Origin of the sequence: Belliella aquatica (genome assembly GCF_014637795.1) — a bacterium.
Classification (GTDB): domain Bacteria; phylum Bacteroidota; class Bacteroidia; order Cytophagales; family Cyclobacteriaceae; genus Belliella; species Belliella aquatica.
Map to the genome: position 1 here is coordinate 21,800 of NZ_BMFD01000008.1, position 22,736 is coordinate 44,535.

Below are 22,736 nucleotides of genomic sequence, written 5' to 3' on the forward strand. Positions count from 1 at the left end.
TTTATACTTCGGTCCGTCATAATAGAGAAATGTCGCTAAAGAAATTTCTAAACCAACTATTATGATTACTACAATGAAGATGAAGCACAACATGAAAACTGTAGCCATGCTACTTCTCCTCACCTTAGGTTTTGGCCTAGCAGGATGTTTGGATGACAATGAAAGCACCCCAATTCCTCCGGCCGCATTTATTTCTATTTATCATGGTTCGCCCGATGCTCCGAATTTAGATGTTTTCGCCAACAGCAATCGTGTCACCACAAATCCCTTTCGCTACGCGGAAACGCTCCCTTATAGCAGGTATTATCTGGGAGAGCGTACATTTAAATTCTCTCCTTATAATTCCGTGACTTCACTCCTAGAGAAGACTTTTACCATTGAAGAAGATGTGGTTTATTCTATGTTTTTCACAGGTATGGAAGGTGATTTAGACGCTATTCTTCTGACTGATGAATGGGCTACGCCAAATCAGGCGAGTGCACAGTTGAGGTTCGTCCATCTTTCTCCTGATGCCGGATTAATAGAAGTTCAAGTAGAAGAAGGAGATTCTCCATTTGTGGACAATTCTGATTTTAAAACTCACTCCAATTTTGAAGATCTTGATGCAGGAACTTACAATATCAGAGTTGTGTCGAAAGTATCCGGCGAAACTTTAGTCACTGCAAACAATGTAGAATTGAGGGGAAACAGAGTCTACACTTTGGTACTTCGAGGACTACAGGAAGAAGGGACTGAAGTTGAAAAAAGGCTGAATTTGCAGTTGATTACCAACTTTATCAATTTTTAAAGTTTATTATCCGCAATTATATCAGTATACGATTTTTATAGTAAAATCTTCCGGATAAGTCAACAGTCGACTGTCGACGGACAACAGATGATTAAAATATAATGAGTTCATTATTTCAAGTGGCTACTAGTATAAAAGCGGATATACATATAATTAAACTTGTTTATCCTAAAGGGTATTCGTAGGTAATTAAAAACCTTTTAAATATTATAATCGGATTATAACGACTTAAAATAAACAAATCAGTTAACATAAATCATCAGTCGACTATGGACTGTTGGCTGTCGACAATTTGAGTTACGCTGCAATATTTAAAAGTATTATTGAGGATAATCAAATTAACTGTTTTTCAGGGTGATCCCGGGATATTTTATATCTCGGGATATTTTTTTTAGCCGAATAAGTCCGAACTCAGATATCTATCACCTCTGTCACAAGTGATGCATACGATCACTCCTTTATCGATTTCTGAGGCTATTTTCATGGCAGCAAATAGCGCCCCTCCACTGCTCATCCCTGCCAAAACCCCTTCTTCTTTTGCAAGTCTTCTTGTCATGATACTTGCCTCTTCTTCGCTAACATCGATGGTTCTATCCACTCTTTTTGGATCAAATATCTTTGGCAAAAACTCAGGTGACCACCTTCTGATCCCGGGAATACTCGACCCATCTGTCGGTTGGGTTCCTACAATCTGAATTGCTTTATTCTTTTCCTTGAGATATTTTGACACCCCCATGATGGTTCCTGTCGTTCCCATAGCAGACACGAAATGTGTCACATTCCCATCCGTATCTTTCCAAATTTCCGGACCTGTACTTTTGTAATGGGACAGATAATTATCCTCGTTAGCAAATTGATTCAGCATAAAATAACCTTCTTCATTAGCCATTTTCTCTGCCAATGTTCTGGAATACTCGATCGTCTTTGCCGCAGGTGTTAAAATCACTTTTGCTCCATAGGCTTCCATAGACAATACTCGCTCTTTGGTGGAATTATCTGGCATAATCAAGGTCATACTTACTCCAAGTAGATTGGCAACCATTGCCAAAGCTATTCCAGTATTCCCACTTGTAGCCTCCACCAACTTATCACCTCTTTTGATATCCCCACGTTCTAGAGCAGATTTGATCATGTTGTAAGCAGCTCTGTCCTTGACGCTGCCCGCAGGGTTTTGCCCCTCTAGTTTACAAAAAATCTTCACATTGGGATTTATCGGAATTGACTTCAATTCCACCAAAGGCGTATTCCCAATCAATTCTAGTAATTTCATATCTGACGTGATTATTAGTCTTTAAATTAGCTTAAAAAAAAAACTTCTATCTACTCGATGTCATTCTTGAAGATGTACATGTCTGTTGTTTCGGAAGATGCATCGTACATCTTGGCTTGATAATAAATCTTGCTCTTTGGGAGTACTGACCTAGTCAACCATACATTTCCACCAATCACGGACCCTTCACCGATCACAGTTTTACCTCCCAAAATAGTCGCCCCTGCATAAATGACTACATTGTCTTCGATGGTAGGATGTCTTTTGGTATCCGCATCTTCTTTGTGCACACTCAAGGCTCCCAAAGTCACACCTTGGTACAATTTCACATGATTGCCAATCACAGTTGTCTCTCCGATCACCAATCCTGTTCCATGATCAATGCAAAAGTGATGACCAATTTTAGCTCCCGGATGTATATCAATTCCTGTCTTGCTATGTGCAAATTCGGTGATGATTCGAGGAATCATTCTGATCCCGAGCAGGGTCATTTGATGTGAAATCCTGTAGGCAGCTATCGCATAAAACCCTGGATAGCATCTTAATATCTCAGCTCTTGATTTTGAAGCTGGATCTCCTGCAAACATGGCATCTACGTCTTGGTGAATCGCATCAAATACACCTGATAGACTCTCAAAAAACTGATCACTCAACTCCCTTCCATCACCCTGATGTAGGTGTTTATTTCTGACCAAAATATCGGAAAACTGCGCATTCAAAGCCTCCAAACTTTCTCTCACCTCCTGCTTTTCTTTGATAATATTCAAAGCATACTCTGGAAAAAGTAAGCCCAAAAGACTTTCAAAAAACGTTTGTATCAATTTGGGAGAGGGGCACTCAGGGCAATCTTTGTGAGATTTATATATTTTGTCGACTAAATTTTCCATGTTCTATTGTGATTACGAATCAAAGAACAAAACCTACTCGAATTACATAAGGTTCATTATAGGGTGATCTAAAATTATCATGTAGTAGGTTGTATAAAAATGTAAAATTCGCTCCTCCTCTAGCGCCAAAAGGAGTAAAATAGCCTGCACCCAAAAATAACGAAGGAACCCACTCTCGATTGTACTCATTTGATCTTCTATCAAACAAGTCAAAGTTCAGCATCTCATATTCTGTATGAGCAAAAACATTCGGCAGGACGTTATATCTCAGAAACGTCCGTCCACCATATAAACTTCGATTTCCTGTACCTGCGCCTACAAATCTTCTGTCGTCAAAGTATTGATAAGTCGCTCCAACACCACCTGAAAACCGATCTGTAATCATCGCCCCCACTAGAGGTGAAACATCAATCAATGTGATTGTACCAAATTGCATGGCGAAGTTACCACCGTAATATAACCTATCCTTGAGCGGTGGATTACTTTCTGTATCTATCTCTCGTTGAGCTTGAGCGACAGTAGCTAAAGAAAAAAATAGGATTGTAAGGACTACAAAATTGAAATATTTTTTATTCAGGAATGATAACATAGAGGTCTTCTGTTTTCTTTTTCATTAAGTACCTTTCACGAGCAAACTTCTCCAGAAGTTCATAATTGCTCATCAATTCCTCTCTGTCTTGTTTGATTTTGGCTTTTCTTTCGAGAAGATATTCTTTTTGATTTTCAAGTTCTCTGACCTTTGTGCTCAATTTGAATTGTGAAAAAATATCATTTGAATCAATGAAAATCATCCATAAGACAAAAAGTGCGGTAAAAACGAAATAGAAATTCTTGGTGTATTTGAGATATTTACCCATGATTATTGTGCTAGATTCAAAACAAATATAGAAAAATCAATTGCATTGGGAAATTGATTTTTAATGAAACTTTTCAGCTTACGTAAATTTCCAAACGAAATTTTCTCCAATTATCACTTAATGAATGGTTTTATGGTTTTGTTACTCTAGTTCCTGTAGCCTTTTTATATATTGTGGTGAGAAATCTATAACAAACTATGCATAAAAATTTACGTCAACTCAGCATACTGACTGCAGTCTTCCTTTTCGAAGCTGGCATCATCAGTACAAATGCCCAGCAAATCAAGCCAAGCAGCTCCAAAGAGATGCAAGAGGCTTTCCAGAAACATCAAGAGATGTTTGCAAATACCCCTTTCAAAAACTACCCTTTACGGAATATTGGCCCAACAAATATGTCTGGTCGAGTGACGGATATAGAGGTAAGTTCTGATTTTAAAACTTATTATATCGCTGCTGCTTCAGGTGGTGTATGGAAAACAAGCGATAATGGGCAAACTTTCGATCCTATTTTTGATCATCAAGGAGCTTTAGGCATGGGTGATATGGCCCTTGCCCCTTCAGATGACAATATCATTTGGGTAGGTACAGGCGAAAACAACTCAAGTAGATCTACTTATGCTGGCAATGGTGTATATAAATCTACTGATGCAGGAAAGACGTGGGAGTTTATAGGATTTCCACATTCACAGCATATTGGTCAGATTCAAATCCACCCGAGCAATCCAAATATCGTTTGGGTAGGTGTGATGGGTTCTTTATACAGTAAAAATCAAGAAAGAGGACTTTACAAAACTACTGACGGAGGAAAAACGTGGAAAAGAACACTTTTCGTAGATGACAACACCGGTGTGATTGATATCAAAGTTCAGCCAGGAAACCCGAATGTAATCTTAGCGGCAACTTGGGAGAGAATGAGACAAGCGCATGATTTTATCGGAAATGGTAAAGGTTCGGCAATCTGGAGATCAGAAGATGGCGGGGACACTTGGAGTAAGTCAATGGCTGGATTCCCACAAGACGAATTTGTAGGGAGAATTGGATATGACTTTAGCTTAAGCAATCCTAACATTGTCTACGCACTACATGATTATCAAAAAACAGAGGAAACAGAAAGAAGACCAAACAACAATTCTAATTCTGATGCACTGACTTTCGAAAAGTTCGAAAGTATGTCAGCGACTGATGTCATGGCGTTAGAAGATGATGCTTTGAATCAGTTTTTGAGAAGAAATAGATTTGCTTCAAAATATGATGCCAAGTCGGTTAAGAAATTAATTGAAAATAAGAAAATCACTCCAACAGATATCGCTACTTATAGCAGTGGTGGCGTAGATGCTAACTCAGCGATTATTAATTCATCAGTGATCGGCGCAGAAGTTTATAGGTCTGAAGATGCTGGAAAGTCTTGGAAAAAAGTCAATGAAACCGCCTTGGGAAGGGTATATAATAGCTATGGTTATTATTTTGGGGAAGTAAGAACAAGCACCCAAGACCCCGATGAATTATTTATCCTTGGTGTACCTTTGATGGTATCTAGAGATGGAGGTAAAACTTTTGCGAATACGGATTCAGTAGGGAATGTTCACTCTGATCATCAATCAATGTGGATCAATCCAAAAGATTCTAAACATATTCTATTAGGAACTGACGGTGGATTATACGTTTCTTATGGAAATGGTGAACGATGGACACACCTCAATGATCAATTGACAATCTCTCAATTCTACTCTATCATGGTAGATGAAGCGACGCCTTACAATGTCTATGGCGGTATGCAAGACAATGGTGTTTGGTATGGCAAATCTACTGGTAGGCCTGCTGAAAGATGGAATTCACTATTTGGTGGAGACGGAATGGTCGTAGCCGTGGACACAAGGTCTAATGATATTGTTTACACAGGTTCACAGTTTGGTAACTACTATAGAATCAATACTTCAACCAATGAAAGAAAGTATGTTACCCCTGGCCACGATATTGGGAATAAGCCAAACAGATGGAATTGGAGAACTCCAGCTACCTTGAGTAAGCATAACCAAGATATCTTTTACATGGGTTCTCAGTATGTTTATAGAAGTTTGGATAGAGGTGATACATGGGAAACAATCTCTCCAGATTTGACCAAAGGCACAAAAGAGGGCAATGTCCCATTTGCTACGCTAACTGTTGTTGAAGAGTCTCCTTTAGAGTTTGGAACCTTATATGCAGGAACAGATGATGGAAATATCTGGAGCACCCGTGATCATGGGAAATCTTGGATCAACATTAGCAAAGGTCTACCACAAAATCGCTGGGTAAGTAGTGTCACACCTTCTCAGCACGTAGAAGGACTTGTGTATGTTACTTTGACAGGGTATAGAAATGATGAGTTCACACCTCACATTTACAAAAGCACCAATTACGGTAGTACCTGGACAGCTATCATAGGTAATCTCCCACTCGAGGCGATGAACATCATCAGAGAAGATCATCATTACCCTGAGATTCTTTACATTGGTTCAGATCATGGATTGTACATCACTTTGGATGGTGGAAAAAGTTATGACCTAGTCCAAGGAAACATCCCAAATGTCTCGATTTATGATATGGCTATTCAGAAAAAAGAAAATGACCTTGTCATTGGATCACATGGTAGAAGTGTTTACATCATGGATTTGAATCCTTTGTATGAAATGGTCAAAAATAAGGAAGCTAGCTTAAGCATCTTGAGCGCTTCAGATGGGCAAATGTTCCAAAGAAGGGGCACACCAAGCATGAACGCGCTTTTCTACGTTTCAAATTCAGGGGAAGTGACGATCAACATTAAAAATAATAAGGATGAAATCGTCAAAACTTGGAAAGAAAGCTTTGGAAAAGGGTTCAATCAGGTGATTTGGGATTTGAAACCAGAATCAGGAAATGCTTCTCGAGGAAAATACAAAATAGAATTGAGTAGCAACGGACAATCAAGTATAAAGGAATTTGAAGTCAAATAATATGATTATCCGCAATGAGACTAGCATGAGATTTTATCATGAATAATCTTGCAGATAATTGTTATTAGTACATCAATTGCCTTTAAGTACACCATTTTGTATGGCTACTTGTGTGAGAGCAGATATACTTATCAAATAAAACAGGGGATCGAAAATCGATCCCCTGTTTTTATCTTACGAATCTCCATTCTGATCCATCGCCAAAAAGTTCGTAACCTTCTTCACTGAAGGTCTTGAGTTGCTCAGGGTCGTTGATTCTATTTTTGATAATATAGTCGGTCATCAAGCCTCTAGCTTGCTTGGCGAAGATTCCGATAATCTGATATTTGCCGTTTTTGTATTCTTGAAAAACAGGAGAGACAACCTTAGATTTCAACGCACTTTGATCAACAGCTTTGAAATATTCTTGAGAAGCAAGGTTTACTATCGGCTCACCTTTGGCTACTTCATTAATTGCTTTGGCTATTCTCGAACTCCAAAATTCGTAGAGATTTTTTCCTTTATTATTTTCAAGTTTGATCCCCATTTCTAATCGGTAGGGTTGAATCAAATCCAATGGCTTCAAAAGTCCATAAAGTCCAGATAAAATCCTCAAATGCTCTTGTGCAAACTCAAAATCTTCTTTTGAGTAATTATCCACATCCATCTTAGTATAAACATCGCCTTTGAATGCCAACATCGCTTGCTTTGCATTATTAGGATCAAAGGTTTTTTTAAATTCCTTGTACCTTTTCTCATTTAATGAAGCAATGTTTTCGCTTACTCCCATTAGCTTGCGGATATCATCAGAGCTCTTTTTCTTCATGATGGAAACCAACTCAAAAGTTTCCTTTTGAAAGTCAGGAGTAGTGAAAATATCCACATCAGTACTCGTCAAGTCAAGTGTTTTTGCAGGTGATATTAAGGTTATCATATTATTTCAATTATTCAATTACTACTATCGCCTCTCTGAGGGTTTTGGTTATGTTTTGATTATTACTTCTAAACCTCACTACGACCGGATATGTTCCAATCGGCACCATTTGACCATTGACTGTCCCATCCCAAGGGCAATATCCTTCAGTGACATCTCTTGGCAAATTCACCTCTTCACAATAAAAAATCAATTCTCCCCATCGATTATAAATAAATACCGAAAGCTCATCTATAAAATCGTTGGTGTAAACCACAAATTGCTTGGTAGGATCACTTGGTCGCATAGCATTTGGGAATCGCACCATCAGATCACAGTTTTCTTCTACCACAAAACTGATCTCCTCAAAGCACCCTAAATCATCAAATACGACAAGTCTATAATTTCCTTTTTCGGTTGGAGTGAAAGTAGGATCTGTAGAAATAGGCTCTTCCTCCCCTTCTATATACCACTCGTAGTTGTCGTAAATCCCAGGATCTAATTCTACAACCACATTTTCAATGGCACAGATGGTATATGAAGGCTCCAAAACTGGTGCTACAAGATTTGATTGTCTGATTGCAACCTGTTCTTGGCCAACAATACATCCAAAATTATTCCTGATCACAAATTCATAAATACCATTTTCCAAGACAGTAATCACATCCAAATCAGTAAAATCTGGTAGAGGTGTTCTTGTTCCTCCTTGAACAAAAGTCCATTCGATATTGGTATCAGTCAAATCGCCAATGATGCTGATAGTTGTGAAAGGATCTTCCAAGCAAAATGGTAAAACCTCTACATCGTATTCCAAATCAGTCACAAACTCACCAACAGTAAATTCAATTGGAGGAGTTGGACAAGCAGATCCAGATCTAGGCTGCACATCTAAAGTGTAAATCCCTGCAGTTGAAGGATTAAAATCTTGACTTCTACCTACTACCGTCCCAGACTCATTTCTCCAAAAGAAAAACACCTCTTCAGGAATTACTCCTCCATTCAATACCGCTTGATAAGTCACTCCATCTACACAATCCACTTGGCTTTCTATCAGGTCGTAATCTATTGCGTCATTGATATTAACTGTAATCGTTCTTGTTCTTGGACAATCGTCATTATTTCCATCAAACCCTGTGATGGTATACACCCCAGAAATAGTCAGTTCATAATTTGTCCCATCTGCGGAATTGATAATATTTCCATTGGCGTCTTCAACCAAATAAGATAAGTTATCATTTGCAGATAAAGGAGCAAAAACAAAGGCTTCACAGGCTTCAACATTTGAAGGCACTGTAAAATCAACTAAAAATTTTCGATCAATCGTGGCTGTACCAACCGAAAGTGCACAATTATCAGCAACATCTTCCACTTCAATAAAATACTCACCGTGCATTGCCTCCACTATTGTAGTCTGATCAGAAAGGGGACCTGTTAGCACTTGTCCATCACCTTGCCTTGTTATTGTGTAGATATAATTTCCTGTTGGTGGATTACTTAGCGTGATTGTAATAGATCCAGGAAGGATCTCATTATTCCCACAAATCTCGTTTGTCCTTTCCAAATTGATATTCTGTAATTCAGCAGGTGGATCAGTGTTAATTATGAATGCTGTCTCCGTAAACTCACAACCAAATGCTGTCTCCGCGCGAATCGTATAATTTCCCGGCGCCAAATCAGTGAATACTGGCAAAACCGTTCCTGCCGACACATTGGTAAAAGAGTCACCTGTTTCCAATATTTCAATCAATGCAACATCTACCAAGACAGTAATCTCAAAAATTCCATCAGGAGTATTACAATCAGCTGTAGGATTTAAATAAACGATATCAAAATTAGGAAGTGGGAAAACCTCCAATTCTAACACTTTTTCGGCTAAACAACCTTCTAAGATTGGGTCTTCGGTAACAAATATAATCTCATATTGTCCCGGTCCTGGCAAATCCAAAGCAGGCTCTAATTCCAACTCGAAAGCAAGTCCAACTGGAAACTGAACTCTAGTAGGATCACCTATTCTCTGATAGAACCATTCTCCTGCTACAGGCGTATCCGGTGCAAAAACCACAATCGTCTCATCATAACAAACCTCCTCAGCTGTTTGCGTAAGTTCAAACTCAAAGGCAGGACCTACAAAAACTGATTGAGTAGCAGGGCAAGTGTCAAAAAACTCTGATCCCTCTGGAACTCGGTAAGAAACTGTTACCGTATAGATACTTTCTTCATCTACTGTAATCGAATTTGAATTTTCATCTCCAAACTGAAACCCTGCTGCATTTCTCCACTCAAAATCATATAACCCTTCAGCAGGATCATACCCATCTATCGCAGTCAATGTCACGGGAGTTCCGCTACAAAGCGTCACATCATCTTCTAAAGTAAGCTCAGGTGGGGCTACTACTAAAACCTCTAAAGACCCTCTGAAATATTCTGGATCTCCACATCTATCCACACGAAGTGAAACTGTAAATACGCCCTCTCTATCAAAGAAGTGTGTCAAACTCTGAAATTCTTCTCCTGGACCTCCAAATTCAGTAAGTACTTCTTCACCATCTTCGTGGACAATTGTCCAAAAATAGCTATCAATATCTGGTTCTCCAGCACCTTCAAACAAACCTTCTGCACCAACTTCTGGATCCAAACACAATCTTTCAGGACCTGATATTTCTGGCTCAGGAATACTACTTCCAGACTGTTGTATAAAAGAAGGAAGTCCGAGATTCGAGGTAGTTCCAGCTTCTAAAAACACCCCATCAGTGACCGCTGTACTTGGTGAGCAATTTTGCCCTGGAGAAATTGTACCCAAAGAACCCTGCCCTGGTCTTGCTACATAAATCTGCCCGTCCGGCCCGATTTGAATCGCTCCTATTGGGCCTTCTATATCCAGTTCATTTCTAGAGTCTAAGATACATTGCTCTCTCGCTGCACGACTGCCTGCATTGTTAAGACAACTTGCGCATTCCAAATCAATATCCTCGTCATTTGAAGTCGGGCTTTGAAAAATAAACTCTTCTACTTTTCCGACACCGCCAGTATATGTGACAAACAACCTATTGCTGTCGTTGGAAAACTCAATACCATAGACATCTTCGCTGTTACACCCCAAATCGAGTAGTGCATACTCAGTCAAACTTCCTGAGCTGCCGTCGAAATCAAATATCTCGACTCTGCTGCATGCTCCATCTCGAATAGTCACCGCTACTTTTGTCCCATCTGGGCTGAATTTCATACTTCCTACCCCGGTTGCGAAATTATGAGCTGAGCCTACGGAAGAAAATACAGGTTGCCCTATTCCAAACTCAGAAACAGGATATGCTCTGAAAGTATTATTCCCCAATTCATGGAAAAGAACCCAAGTGGTATCTCCCGCAGCGAGTGCAGCAGAATGCTCTGTCGATGGACTGAATAAGAAGTTGTCTTTTGTCACCACATTGCCAACCCCCAGTGGATTTTCAGCTTTAATGTCTACCAAAGAGAATTTAACCTGATTACTCCCATCAGCAGCTCTTTGTGTAGTAAAAAGATAAAATATGGTCTCATCTTGTGGAATGGGAACAGCTAGTACACTTTGAGAAGATTGATTACTCCCTCCAATATTTTCGCCATTTTCCATTACATCACCATTGAGATCCCAAACGGTCTGCCCATCCGTATAAAACAAAACTTGACCCGTTTCATCAGAAATGGTAGTTGTTCCGGCAGGGATATTATTTGGATGGGAAACTGGCCTTGGGGTAGGCCCATCAGGATCATCAGGGTCAGGATTGAAATCTAAACCAGCGCCATCTCCAAAATACCAAACATTATTACTTTGATCCGGAAGATCCCAAATTCTCACTCGAATACTTGCATAGGCATAACAAGAAGAACCTTCCTCTCTTACCAAAACCCAATATAATCCAGGCCTACATACCTCATTAGGCGCCTCTGGTCCCCATCCCTCATCACGTTTATTAGACCAGAAATATTCATAATTACCTCCTTGACCTCCGCCAACCCCGCCTGGAGTTTCACCACCTTGCTGACCACCACCCGCCTGTGCTTCCAAAAGAGGCATTAAATCAATACAATTTGGTGCACATATGGTCGTGTCTTGCGGAGTAAAATTTGCCTCTATATCATTCTCTGCCAGATTAATGGTTTTTGTAACCTCCCTTGTAGTCCCATCTGCAAATGTTACCAGCAAAGTAGCGGTTACACTTTCATCGGAAGTAGCTTCCTCTGGTATTAAAAGATGTTCTTGATTGAAGTCTATTTCTAATTCATTCCCCTCTTCGTCTGTAAGTGGTGGATTGAAACTCCATTCAAAACTTACTGGTCTATAATTCTCTGGAGTAATCGAACTGGTCAATTGCACAGGATTGTTGGCACATGGCTCCTCAGGCTGCCATGTGAAGTCTACTTCTGCATCTATGTCTGCATTTGGAGCGAATTGTGGGAAAATCCTTCCACAAAAATCCACCCCATCAAATGGGTCTTCTTCAATCTCTAATTCTCCAAGTTCTTCTTCATCAGGATTTGTCAGACGACCTATCAATTGTGGACCTCCTTCTACTTCTTCATAGATGTAATAAAGGCTACCGTCGGGACCTACTTTGATGTCATAAATTCTAAAAATATCATTTTCTAATGGAATAAGTTCAGGCTCCGCATCCAATTGATCTGCTGGAACTCTGAAGAGTTCATTTCCTCTCGAAAAATACACAAATGCTCCGTCGGGACTAAAAGCAACACCTTCTAATGCATCAGCACCACCCGATTGGGAGATTGTTGATATATTCCCAAAATTGCCTGTAGCTGTGTCATAATCTATCAAGATTATATCTTCATTGGGGTTTTCAGGAATAAGAGCTAATTGTCCATTTTCTTCATTAAAAATTATCGCTTTTGGCGTAAAAGGAATACTTATATCATCTGTATCGGTAAAATCTCCTTGTGTAGCTTCAATCCTTCGAGAAATCAAGCTTCCACCAGAAAAACTTATTAAATAGGACGGGGACTGTGATGATTTAACTACTGCTATTGCGCCTGTAGCTGGGCCTATATTTTGATCTAAAACAGTAACTGCCCCTAGAGGAGGCTGATTCCCAGTAGCTGCTCCTGGCGCATTCATATCAATTACTGAATATTGAAGCTGGCCTCCTGGAGTTATGTGAAAGGTGTAAAACAACTTGTCTCCATCTGTATCATAGCTGAGCGCACTAATGGCCACTTGTTGGCGTCCATCTATATTTCCGTTAATACCATTAGGAGCACCTTGAATGATATCATCATCATAATTATAAACAAGTTCACCATTGGTATAAAACAAAATTTGACCTGTGATTGGGTCAATAGCAATCGCGTTATTATTTTCCCCTACGACGATTGATCCTGGTAAGGTTCTAACAATAGGCTCCCCACCTTTACCAAAAGACAAATAATTGTTTTCTACGTTTGGTCCACAATACCCAAAAATCCACTCATTGTTATTAAAACCTTGTGAAAAACTTTTATTTGGGTTCAAAACGCAGGAAATTAAGCAGATTGCTGCAAAAATCAGATAAAACTTAATACATTTAAAAGTGCTTTTCATAATTTACGCTTAGCGAAATAAAACAACCAAATTAGCGAATCGTTTAGCATTTAGATTGAACTCCTTAATTAACGAATAAACAATTGAATAGGTCTTATTTATACTGTCTTTTTTTTGGCATCACTTTCACATTATTATCTGGAAAGACTTATGCTCAAGATCCGCAATATAGTCAATATTATGCAGCACCTTTATATTTGAACCCGGCCTTTACGGGAGCTGAACAAGCTACTCGAATAGGTGCAAACTATAGGAATCAATGGCCAGGATTGAATGCACAATTCACAACATTCTCAGCCTATGTAGATACTTACTTAGAAGATTACAATAGTGGTGTAGGGTTCTTGGTTATGAATGACGTAGAAGGAGCAGCACAATTACGTTCCACTACAATTTCTGCGCTATATTCTTATGAATTGAGATTGGGGGAACGGGCCTTTTTCCGTCCAGGATTTCAGGCTTCCTACATCCGAAGAGATATTGGTTTCTATGAAAGTTTGCTTTTTGCTAATCAGATAGATGCCTCAGACCCTTTTGGTCCCTTAATAGGCACAAATGAGATAGAAGGATTTGGTGAGGCAGTGAATCTGCTTTCCCTTTCATTTGGTGGCCTTTTTTTTACAGAAAAATTTTGGTTCGGAGCTTCTGCCCATCATGTCAATCACCCCAATCAATCCTTTATTGAAAATGGGACGAGTAACCTTCCAATGAAATTCTCCTTTCATACAGGATATAAAATTTCGCTTGGTTCTGGTGGATATAGAAATGACTTCACTCACATGTATAAAGAGAGATACTTTGTCCCCACTGTTAATTTCAAAAAACAAGGACCTTTTGAGCAATTAGATGTAGGTGCATATTTATTCATGGAACCTATCATTTTTGGACTTTGGTACAGAGGCCTTCCTTACAAACCTGTAGAGCAACAAAGCAATCGCGACGCCATCGTAATGATGGTGGGCTTTAACCTCCTATCAGGACTGAATATGGGATATAGCTACGACTACACAGTTTCCAACTTGGGTATTCAGTCAGGTGGAGCACATGAAGTCAGCCTTTCTTATGTTTTCCCAAGTAACAATCAAGGAAAACCAAGAAGAAGAGACACAATTTTACCTTGTCCTAAATTTTAAAGATTTTCATCATGGATGCTGTATCGATCAAATATCTTTTGGTAGGGGTAGTTGTGTTTGGCTTTCTATTTGAAAAATCCCTCAGCTTCTTAAACAGCAGAAGGAATGTTCCTGCTATTCCAAAAACTCTAGATCAATACCTTGATGAAAAGAAACTAAAAAATGCAAAGTTGTACCAAAAAGCTAATTTTAACTTTGGATTAATCTCAGGAACATTCAGCTTCATCTTGACGATTCTTATGATCTGTTTTGGAGTATTCGGATGGATAGATGAATCGTTGAGAGAATATATTGAAAACCCCTTGCTACTCTCTTTGATTTACTTTGCAGTGATTTTTATCGGTTCTGACTTGATTTCTATTCCTTTTGATTATTACCATACTTTTAGAATTGAAGAGCATTTTGGTTTCAACAAGTCAAATAGAGCGACATTTTTTACAGATAAATTGAAAGGCTACCTGCTTTCCATTGTGGTCGGTGGTGGGTTGTTAGCATTACTGCTATGGCTTATACATCAGATTGGGAAAGATTTCTGGTGGCAATTTTGGATCTTGGCGTCTATTTTCATGGTATTTGTGAATCTATTCTATACTGCATGGATTCTTCCAATTTTCAACAAGCTTACCCCGCTGCAAAGTGGTGAGCTTAAGGAAAAGCTTATAGCTTATATAGCAAAAGTAAACTTCCCTTTAGAAAATCTTTTTGTGATAGATGGGAGTAAAAGGTCATCAAAAGCCAATGCATTCTTTTCTGGATTTGGAAAACGAAAAAAGGTGGTCCTTTATGATACGCTCATTGAGCAACATACCCCTGACGAAATTGTGGCAGTTTTGGCCCATGAAGTAGGTCATTACAAAAAGAAACATATTCTTATCGGAATGCTCAGCGGAGTGATTCAAGTGGGGATTCTGTTGTTTATCCTCTCCCAATTTATCCATAGTCAAAATATGAGTATGGCACTTGGAGGAAGTGAAATGGCTATCCATCTGAACATCATTGGATTCACCATGCTCTTCTCCCCGATTTCAATGATCTTAGGAATATTTATGAATATGATTAGCAGAAAACATGAATTTGAAGCTGATGCATATGCTAAGGAAACCTTCGCGGGCGAACCTTTGGCGGAAGCCTTAAAAACGCTATCAATCAATTCGCTGAGTAATATCAATCCGCATCCTTGGTACGTTTTTGTGAATTACTCACATCCTCCTTTAATAGAAAGATTAAAAAAATTAGAAGGCTAACGAGTGAAAAAAAGCAAGCCCTTTTTGAAGAAATAGAAGATAAATCACAGACCGAATTCTACTTATTTGCCTCTTTTTTAATAAATTAGCTTTATGGAAACCAAAGACCAAAAAAACTTCTTAAACGAACCTGAAGCCCTTTATGGCACTTATTCCTATGCAGATTATCTTTCATGGGATTTGGAAGAAATGGTTGAGCTGATCAAAGGCAAAATTTTTAGACAGGCCGCTGCACCCAGGAGGGTTCATCAAGAAGTTTCATCAATTGTCTCAAATAAAATCTTCAATTTTCTTGAAAACAAAAAGTGCAAAGTATTTACAGCCCCATTTGATGTTCGACTACCTGTTCACTCAAAACGGAATGAAGAAATATTCACTGTCGTACAACCTGATATTTGCGTTGTCTGTGACATGGACAAGCTTGATGAAATGGGCTGTGTGGGAGCACCGGATCTGATTATCGAAATTCTCTCCCCAAGCAACAACCAAAAAGAGTTGATCAATAAATACGAAGTCTATGAAGAAAGTGGTGTCAAAGAATATTGGATCATTCATCCTTCTGAAAAAACCCTTTTTATCTACACCCTAGTTGCTGGGAAATACATCCCTTCCAAACTTTACACCATCGGCCATCAAGTAGCCTCTACTGCCATTGAAGGTTTTGTTTTGGACTTAGAGCAAGTTTTTGAAGGATTGGAGTAATGAGTTTATGGTTTTATGAAATTAGTGTCGATGTAGTCGTAAACATCTTACTGCTTAACAACCTCGTCTAAATCACTTTGAAAACTTGGTATACTCGGATTTGATAATTGCATAATCCGATTGCTTTTCACAATAAAAGCTATTGAACTTACTTTATCAACGATGTTCTCATCATAAAATGTTTTTTCGGGGTCAAAAAGAATTGGATGTTTGAAGTCATTTTTCTTCAACCAACTTTCTAATTTTTCTTTGCGCTTACCCGAGTAGTAAAAGATAAATTTGTATTCAGGATTATTTTCAATTGCAGTTTCCCAATCAAAGTTTAAAATAGAATATTCGCCAAGATTTGAAGTGTATGTTACTACTTGATGCTCACTATCAAACCAGTCTTGTGAAAATGAAACATCTTCAAAGGGATTGACCACTTCTGCATTTTCAAAATGAACAATTTCTCTCCCTTGTGATTTTTCAAGGTTTGAAGACCACATAAATACAACAATAATTATCGCTATCAATAGCAAAATAATTTTATTTAAAGTCAGGTACTTTCGCATAGATTATAACGGGGTTTCCATCTTTTTCAAATTTTAAATTCTCTTTTACTCGATCAGAAATACTATCCATAAACTTTTCGGCGATTCTAGAGTATGCATAAAATAAAACATTCCCACTTTCATCAAAACCAAAAGGAGAATAAAAAAAAGCTGATTGATCTTGATCAACTTTTACTTTAATGCGTTTTCCACTACTTTTTTCAATAAATAATAATTCCTTTCGAGGAACACCATCCTCTTGGATTTGAATTTCAATTAAAAAATGCTTTTCACTTTCAGCAATGAAACTGATGTTGGCAAATCCATTTTCATTGATCATCTCAAACCCTTCAAATGGATCTTTCTGCCAAAACAAATCAGGTACTTGGTAGGATCCGAAATCAATTTCATAAACCAGCTTTAAATCCTGCTCTCCCAATTCATATACTTCTGACAATAAGCTTTCCTTGAATAATGTTCTTCTATATCCTTGAAAGAAACTTCTTTCTAAAAACGGCAAAATTTCATCACCAAAATCATTTTCTAAATATTCTTTGTCTTTGTTAAAGTCTTTATCATATCGATTCAACCTGTATTTTCCAGCCACTTTATTATAACCAGAATATAAGTACCATTTATTTTTAATTTTATCATCAATGAAGGTATAGCCGTTAGCTTCTACTCTTCGTTTGTCAAGTAAAGAATTGTGTTTATTCCATTTAGAAATTTCAACTTGATCACCAAGATTGCTCAAGACTATAATTGTATCATTAGAGACTAAAAAGTCTCTAATATTTAAGATTGTGTTTGGCCCTTCTCCAACTTGTGCAACATAACCCAAAGATCTTCCTTCTGAATCAAAACCAAAAATACTATTTGAATTATTTAAATCTAAAACCCAAAAATTATCTCTACTAAACCTGACATCAAGATACATTCCCAGAAGATTAGATTTAGTTGCCTCAAACTGAATCATTTTATTGATTTCTAAATCCTTAAAGTCATATTCTTCAACAGACTTTAGAATAATTATTTTGTCGGAATTTTCACTTTTCCCACAGGATACAATCAATAAAATGAAAGCAATTAATGAAGCTATATTTATACTTTTACTATTCATATTATAGGGTCACTTACTTGTAATTTGCTAGTGTTGTATCTTAGAATAATTAAATTACGCTGTCGTATTTGTAATTATTTTTTCATTACAATAGTATCGATAAAATCAATTCCAACTTTTTTCTTCTTGTCAGGCTTTTCATTAGTGTGTTCATGAAAAACCAACTTTGCTTTTACCCTTTTTGAGCCTAGTTCGGGGGAGATACCAACCCTCTTAAACTCATTTATTTCAACTTGCTTGACATAAGATAGGCCATCTACCAAAAAATAGTCAATTCTTAAATCAATATCCCCTTTTGCATAACCATGAACCTGATGTGTAAATTCAGAAGTATTTCTAATTATTTTCCTTTCAATCGTTTTTATTTGATAAGTATTTATATTGACCCAATAGATTACATGTCCGTTTGTACCCTTTTTGACTAATTTTACAAACTTTTCTCCATCAAGTTCTTGCAGATCTTCAAAACTCCAATTTGAAACTTTTTCTATATCTGGTTCGTAGAGCAACCGCTTTTCAATTCCATTTTTATTTATCATGAAACTATATAAATATGTGTCATGGGTTAATCCAAGCCTACCATTTAAAAAGTCAAAATTCAATAAATCCCCAACAGATTCATGTGAATATTTTTGCTCCCCTTCTAGATTGTTGAGTTTTTTAAAATAAACATCATCATTGTTGGTAAATCGATTTTTTCCTGTGGCTTTTCTAAATCCTTGAGCATCATATAAGACTTCCATTTCATAATTAAAAGTCGGGTCGCCATCTTCAATCACTTGCTCAGAATAACTTGCCAATCCCGTATAACTCTTCGTGTAGAAAGTTATATCCACCATCTCCATAGTCTTGAGATAAAAATCAGATGGGCTGATGCCAATATCCACGACTGAGACTCCGCTCAATTCCATATCATTTTCCTCTAACAAGACTTCATTGATTTGATCAGATTTAAGTTGCTTGATTTGTAGCACTTTGACTTCATACCCCATAAATGATATCTTGACCTCATCATCTGAATATTTGGAAGGTACGGTAAGGGTGCCAAGACCATTTGAATTGGTCACAACGCCCTGAAGTGTATTACTGATTTGAATATGGGCATAACTCACAGGTTCAGCATCTGCAGCCCGTTTGACTGCAAAAATGAAGGTTTGTGCCGTCGCTGTCCAAGAAAGTGACAACAGTAGGATCAAAGAAAAAAAACTTTTCATATCTATTCCAATTTAAATTTATAAACTACAATCTCTTCATTGTCAGGATTTCCTCCAGATCCATCTGCATAAAAGTATTCACCGATTTTCCCGATTACTTTAAAATAATTTGGGATCTCAACATCGCCAATCAAGACCTTACTTTTATAAATCTGCATGCGAAGTGGATTATCTTCATATTCCGTTGACGACCTGTCTTTTGAACCTGTGTTATAAGTTCTAAATAACAAGTCATCTTCAGCAATGAATTTGATCTGTCTATAAAAGCCATTTCGCGCTCTATTTCCCTTCCAATAATCATCATAGTCATCCAATTCACTCACTTCAATATACTCTTGAATCATCCCTTTTCCACTTACTCCAAAAGCTTCTTTAAAATTGAAATCTTTATCTGCGATGTAGATAAGAGAGTCAGGTTCGAAGCTGATATAAATCTCATCATCTGATAAGTCATGATAATAAAAATCAAAATGAGGGATGTATTTGTATTTGAGATAAATTGGAGGCTTTTTTCCCAAAACCCTTAAAATCTTGCCTGTCTTCAAATCAAACTCTCCATAATTTGCAGATTTCTTATAGTACTTTTCATGCATCAAGAAATTAAGTTTTGGATTAGATGTCTCAATCTTAGAATAAAATTTTCCATCCCTTACAAATATTTCATTATTAGAATATTTCACTTCATAAATGCCTGGATCATCGGGTTGGGGATTGGATTCGATTTCTTTCATAGAACTCCCGTGATAGAAATCCAAAACTGTTCTATTGGAGAGTTCATTTTTTTGATCAAATTCATAGATCGTATAACCACTCAAGAAATATTTGAAATCACCTGAAATAATGAAATTCTCAAATCTCTGAATTTCAGAGGGCCCTTCTCCTTTTGAGATGGGAGTTTCAAGGTAATTCCCTTCAGCGTCAAACTTTAATAATTGCGAATTGAGCTTATCAACGAAATAGATGTTCTCGTTAGAAATAACAGCCTCACCTCTCCCGATAAGATCTTCGATGTCAAATTCTAGCTTTTCAAGCTTGATCTGATTGATGTCTTCTTCAGAATTATTTGAGATTATAGTCAATTCTTTACTTTCTGATTTTTCCTGCTTGGAGCATGCCATAGCCACCAAAAGAAAGAGGCATACGGTCAAAAACTTATTTTTCATAAAAAAGGAGTTAAAAACAACATCTAAAAATTAAGGAATTAAGACGTAAAAAAAATATTAGTGAATGAAAATCCATTTCCTTTTACAAATTCATAAACTGTTTTTGATACATTACGTATTTTTATGTCATACTCCTCTTGTTGTGCTATGAAAAAACTCTTAATTATTTTCTTCACACTTTATTTTTCAAGCAGTTCCTTTGCGCAAGATCTACTTTGGGGCTTACAACTCAAAAGCGGTATTGCTACACAGGATTTTTATCAAGAGTCAGGAAGATTGGTGGTGCCTGAATTGGCCTTTTTTACCAATTATCAAATCCCTAATAAACCGATTGAAGTAGGCTTCAGTCTTGGCTATGGCCTCTATGGTACAGAACTCGAAAAACGCAATGATCTTTATGTAGGATTCAATGACGAATTGAGATTGAGAAGAAATAACAATATGCTGAGTATGGCTGGCGTATTCAGGTTTTTCCCTCAGGTTTATGGAAAAGTTTTTCCATTTGTAGAAGCACAATTGGGTGCTATATATGCTTATTCTCGGTTTAAGATTAGAGAAACTGCCACCACAGAACCTATAGAAGAGGACCGAGACATGGGAGATTGGGCAAGGATGAATCAGCTGGGTGGAGGCTTGCTCATTCCCTTAGGTAAGGATATTAATGGAAACCTTGAAATCAGACTGATGTATCAAAATACAAGTAGATTGGATTACCTCAAAAGTGGAGACACCACATTTCGTCCTGACCCAGATGGGCAAGTCAATGGAGTTTTTGAGTACAATATCCGAAGATCAACTTTGAATATGATACAACCATCAATTGGAGTTAGTTTTTACTTCGATTAGCCTTTTTTGGCATGGAGTTTGAAAATTGATTCATCAGAATACTAAACCAACTATTACAATCCCAAAAACAGCCGAGGGAGAAATACCCCGGCTGTTTTTTTATGCATAAATCTTGCTCTAAAAGATCATTTCATCAATCCACAATTTTCACTTTATAGAAGACATTGTAATCGCGTTCCTCTTCTGGATTTGCATTGTCATTGATGTAAATCACCCCATTTTTATCCATAAACTCAACTGAACCATTGACTGGTAACTCATTGATTATCCCTATTTGCTCCTCATTCTTAACAAGGATAAAATAAGGTTTTACGTATTGTTTATATACTTCTTTGTATTCATCGCTAGTCCAATACTGCTCAGAAATTGCTCTTAATTCGCTCATTTTTGATTCAGGGATAGTAGAGAAAAACTGAATCAGGCAATACTCTCCTGCATATAGCACATTACTGAACTTTGGATATTCACTGTATCCAGTCGGATTATCAGGGGAGAAGATTGGGGCAGTATCAGGTCTATTGGGATGCTGCACTTGGATTTCTTTAGTAAGCTTTATTTCATCTTCAATTTCATAAAAGAACAATTGTGAGCCATGTAAAGGAAGCATTGCGTAAGACTTTTTGGTGTCATGAACGGAAACAAAAGACAAATCATTGCCCACATACCTTCGATTGACTCTAGGTTCCCAAGTGGGGGGATAGGTCTCTAAGATTTCATTTTCTTCTGTGTCTAAATTATACCTATAAATCGCACTGATTTTATCGTAGTACTCCACTGGCGGAACATCTTCATCAAGTTCTTTCACTGAAAATAAATTTTGCTCCTCTCCTATCATCATCATCTGACCATCTTTCATATAAGGATGAAAAGTTGTTCTATTATTATAAATACTTAACCGGTAAAGTTCTTTCGTATTGAAAGGGACTTTTTTGAGCTGATTTCCTTCCAAATCATAGATAAAGTAAGATGTGAAAAAACCTTGTGCAACAAAACGATCTTCATCCAGAAACTTATATCCCATTGCTCCATTTTTACCCACACCATTGGGTCCATCATCGGTAAATGAAAATTCATTTAGTTTCTCTCCTTTTAAATCTGTCAAAAAGACATTTTTGTTTTTAGACACAAAAAGCGCCTTCCCCGCTTCCAAATTAATATCTTGAAGACGAAGAATTGACAACTCATCCACAACCAAGGAATCTATAAGTTCCAATTCAATGATTTTGGACGGATTGACATCAATATTTTCCTGACTTTGGTTACAACTATACAGAACCAAACAAAAGATCAATGAAGGTAAAAGTTGCTTGTACGTTTTTCTCATAATGTTAAAGTAAGTGATTATCCGCAATGGCATCAGTAGGCCATTTTTCACTTGTAATAATGCGGACAATTGTTATTGGTAGATTAGTTATTAGTGCACCAATTGATTTAAAACACACCATTTTGTTTGGCTACTGAAATGAAAGTGGATATACAAATTTTATAATACTCCTATTAGTGTCTTTTACGACCAATTATATGACCTGATAACCAAAAAAGATTCG

Annotated in this window: 17 protein-coding genes; 6 read left to right on the forward strand and 11 right to left on the reverse strand. The window is 37.5% G+C overall.

Features of this window, described 5'->3' with window-relative positions:
- Positions 1-61 precede the first annotated feature (61 nt).
- The gene (locus IEV57_RS12055; RefSeq protein ID WP_188443149.1) at positions 62-787 is read left to right on the forward strand and encodes a DUF4397 domain-containing protein; all 726 of its coding nucleotides are present in this window, start codon (positions 62-64) and stop codon (positions 785-787) included.
- A gap of 391 nt (positions 788-1,178) precedes the next feature.
- Here the strand turns inward: IEV57_RS12055 and cysM are convergent, their stop codons facing one another.
- The 4 genes from cysM to IEV57_RS12075 are packed head-to-tail and all read right to left on the reverse strand — an operon-like array spanning position 1,179 to position 3,801.
- Positions 1,179-2,057, reverse strand: coding sequence for a cysteine synthase CysM (cysM, locus tag IEV57_RS12060; protein ID WP_188443151.1), 879 nt, complete (start codon positions 2,055-2,057; stop codon positions 1,179-1,181).
- Positions 2,058-2,107: 50 nt separating this feature from the next.
- Positions 2,108-2,944: a serine O-acetyltransferase gene (locus IEV57_RS12065; protein ID WP_188443153.1), complete on the reverse strand. Its 837-nt coding sequence runs from the start codon at positions 2,942-2,944 to the stop codon at positions 2,108-2,110.
- A gap of 19 nt (positions 2,945-2,963) precedes the next feature.
- Positions 2,964-3,533: a hypothetical protein gene (locus tag IEV57_RS12070; RefSeq protein WP_188443155.1), complete on the reverse strand. Its 570-nt coding sequence runs from the start codon at positions 3,531-3,533 to the stop codon at positions 2,964-2,966.
- A complete protein-coding gene (locus IEV57_RS12075) occupies positions 3,514-3,801 on the reverse strand; it encodes an FtsB family cell division protein (RefSeq protein ID WP_188443157.1) in 288 nt (95 codons plus the stop codon). Before IEV57_RS12075 ends, IEV57_RS12070 begins: the two co-directional genes overlap by 20 nt.
- Before the next feature lie 197 nt (positions 3,802-3,998).
- Between IEV57_RS12075 and IEV57_RS12080 the strand changes: the two genes are divergently transcribed.
- Positions 3,999-6,773, forward strand: a complete 2,775-nt coding sequence (locus tag IEV57_RS12080; protein ID WP_188443159.1) for a WD40/YVTN/BNR-like repeat-containing protein — start codon at positions 3,999-4,001, stop codon at positions 6,771-6,773.
- Positions 6,774-6,942: 169 nt separating this feature from the next.
- On the opposite strand, the gene yaaA is transcribed toward IEV57_RS12080, so the two are convergent.
- Complete coding sequence (gene yaaA / locus IEV57_RS12085; protein WP_188443161.1) at positions 6,943-7,686, reverse strand: peroxide stress protein YaaA; 744 nt, start codon at positions 7,684-7,686, stop codon at positions 6,943-6,945.
- A 10-nt stretch (positions 7,687-7,696) separates the two neighbouring features.
- Positions 7,697-13,165, reverse strand: coding sequence for a T9SS type B sorting domain-containing protein (locus IEV57_RS12090; protein WP_308419878.1), 5,469 nt, complete (start codon positions 13,163-13,165; stop codon positions 7,697-7,699).
- A 152-nt stretch (positions 13,166-13,317) separates the two neighbouring features.
- On the opposite strand from IEV57_RS12090, the gene IEV57_RS12095 reads away from it, so the two are divergent.
- The 3 genes from IEV57_RS12095 (at position 13,318) to IEV57_RS12105 (ending at position 16,313) form a co-directional block, all read left to right on the forward strand.
- The gene (locus tag IEV57_RS12095) at positions 13,318-14,367 is read left to right on the forward strand and encodes a PorP/SprF family type IX secretion system membrane protein (protein ID WP_188443179.1); all 1,050 of its coding nucleotides are present in this window, start codon (positions 13,318-13,320) and stop codon (positions 14,365-14,367) included.
- 11 nt (positions 14,368-14,378) lie between these two features.
- Entirely contained in the window at positions 14,379-15,611 is a 1,233-nt protein-coding gene (locus IEV57_RS12100) for a M48 family metallopeptidase (RefSeq protein WP_188443181.1), read from the forward strand.
- 93 nt (positions 15,612-15,704) lie between these two features.
- Positions 15,705-16,313 (forward strand): Uma2 family endonuclease, encoded by a 609-nt coding sequence (locus tag IEV57_RS12105; protein ID WP_188443183.1) that lies wholly within the window; start codon positions 15,705-15,707, stop codon positions 16,311-16,313.
- Between the two features lie 47 nt (positions 16,314-16,360).
- On the opposite strand, the gene IEV57_RS12110 is transcribed toward IEV57_RS12105, so the two are convergent.
- From IEV57_RS12110 to IEV57_RS12125, 4 genes are all read right to left on the reverse strand, one after another.
- Positions 16,361-16,828, reverse strand: a complete 468-nt coding sequence (locus IEV57_RS12110) for a hypothetical protein (protein WP_188443185.1) — start codon at positions 16,826-16,828, stop codon at positions 16,361-16,363.
- 13 nt (positions 16,829-16,841) lie between these two features.
- Positions 16,842-17,966 (reverse strand): DUF4934 domain-containing protein, encoded by a 1,125-nt coding sequence (locus IEV57_RS12115; protein ID WP_188443187.1) that lies wholly within the window; start codon positions 17,964-17,966, stop codon positions 16,842-16,844.
- A gap of 74 nt (positions 17,967-18,040) precedes the next feature.
- Entirely contained in the window at positions 18,041-19,180 is a 1,140-nt protein-coding gene (locus IEV57_RS12120; protein ID WP_188443189.1) for a carboxypeptidase-like regulatory domain-containing protein, read from the reverse strand.
- 2 nt (positions 19,181-19,182) lie between these two features.
- Positions 19,183-20,343 carry a hypothetical protein gene (locus IEV57_RS12125; RefSeq protein WP_188443191.1) on the reverse strand — a complete coding sequence of 387 codons (1,161 nt, stop codon included), beginning with the start codon at positions 20,341-20,343 and terminating at the stop codon, positions 19,183-19,185.
- Between the two features lie 147 nt (positions 20,344-20,490).
- On the opposite strand from IEV57_RS12125, the gene IEV57_RS12130 reads away from it, so the two are divergent.
- Positions 20,491-21,189, forward strand: coding sequence for a hypothetical protein (locus IEV57_RS12130; RefSeq protein ID WP_188443193.1), 699 nt, complete (start codon positions 20,491-20,493; stop codon positions 21,187-21,189).
- 133 nt (positions 21,190-21,322) lie between these two features.
- Here IEV57_RS12130 and IEV57_RS12135 read toward each other — a convergent pair whose 3' ends face one another.
- The gene (locus IEV57_RS12135; RefSeq protein WP_188443195.1) at positions 21,323-22,513 is read right to left on the reverse strand and encodes a DUF4221 family protein; all 1,191 of its coding nucleotides are present in this window, start codon (positions 22,511-22,513) and stop codon (positions 21,323-21,325) included.
- Positions 22,514-22,736 lie beyond the last annotated feature (223 nt).

Excerpts from the sequence above, each read along its gene's own strand:
- IEV57_RS12120 (WP_188443189.1), bottom strand. The coding sequence starts at position 19,180 with ATGAAAAGTTTTTTTTCTTTGATCCTACTGTTGTCACTTTCTTGGACA.
- IEV57_RS12135 (WP_188443195.1), bottom strand. The coding sequence starts at position 22,513 with ATGAGAAAAACGTACAAGCAACTTTTACCTTCATTGATCTTTTGTTTG.
- IEV57_RS12080 (WP_188443159.1), top strand. The coding sequence starts at position 3,999 with ATGCATAAAAATTTACGTCAACTCAGCATACTGACTGCAGTCTTCCTT.
- IEV57_RS12055 (WP_188443149.1), top strand. The coding sequence starts at position 62 with ATGATTACTACAATGAAGATGAAGCACAACATGAAAACTGTAGCCATG.
- cysM (WP_188443151.1), bottom strand. The coding sequence starts at position 2,057 with ATGAAATTACTAGAATTGATTGGGAATACGCCTTTGGTGGAATTGAAG.
- IEV57_RS12100 (WP_188443181.1), top strand. The coding sequence starts at position 14,379 with ATGGATGCTGTATCGATCAAATATCTTTTGGTAGGGGTAGTTGTGTTT.
- IEV57_RS12075 (WP_188443157.1), bottom strand. The coding sequence starts at position 3,801 with ATGGGTAAATATCTCAAATACACCAAGAATTTCTATTTCGTTTTTACC.
- IEV57_RS12115 (WP_188443187.1), bottom strand. The coding sequence starts at position 17,966 with ATGAATAGTAAAAGTATAAATATAGCTTCATTAATTGCTTTCATTTTA.
- IEV57_RS12065 (WP_188443153.1), bottom strand. The coding sequence starts at position 2,944 with ATGGAAAATTTAGTCGACAAAATATATAAATCTCACAAAGATTGCCCT.
- IEV57_RS12130 (WP_188443193.1), top strand. The coding sequence starts at position 20,491 with ATGAAAAAACTCTTAATTATTTTCTTCACACTTTATTTTTCAAGCAGT.
- IEV57_RS12105 (WP_188443183.1), top strand. The coding sequence starts at position 15,705 with ATGGAAACCAAAGACCAAAAAAACTTCTTAAACGAACCTGAAGCCCTT.
- IEV57_RS12070 (WP_188443155.1), bottom strand. The coding sequence starts at position 3,533 with ATGTTATCATTCCTGAATAAAAAATATTTCAATTTTGTAGTCCTTACA.
- yaaA (WP_188443161.1), bottom strand. The coding sequence starts at position 7,686 with ATGATAACCTTAATATCACCTGCAAAAACACTTGACTTGACGAGTACT.
- IEV57_RS12125 (WP_188443191.1), bottom strand. The coding sequence starts at position 20,343 with ATGAAAAATAAGTTTTTGACCGTATGCCTCTTTCTTTTGGTGGCTATG.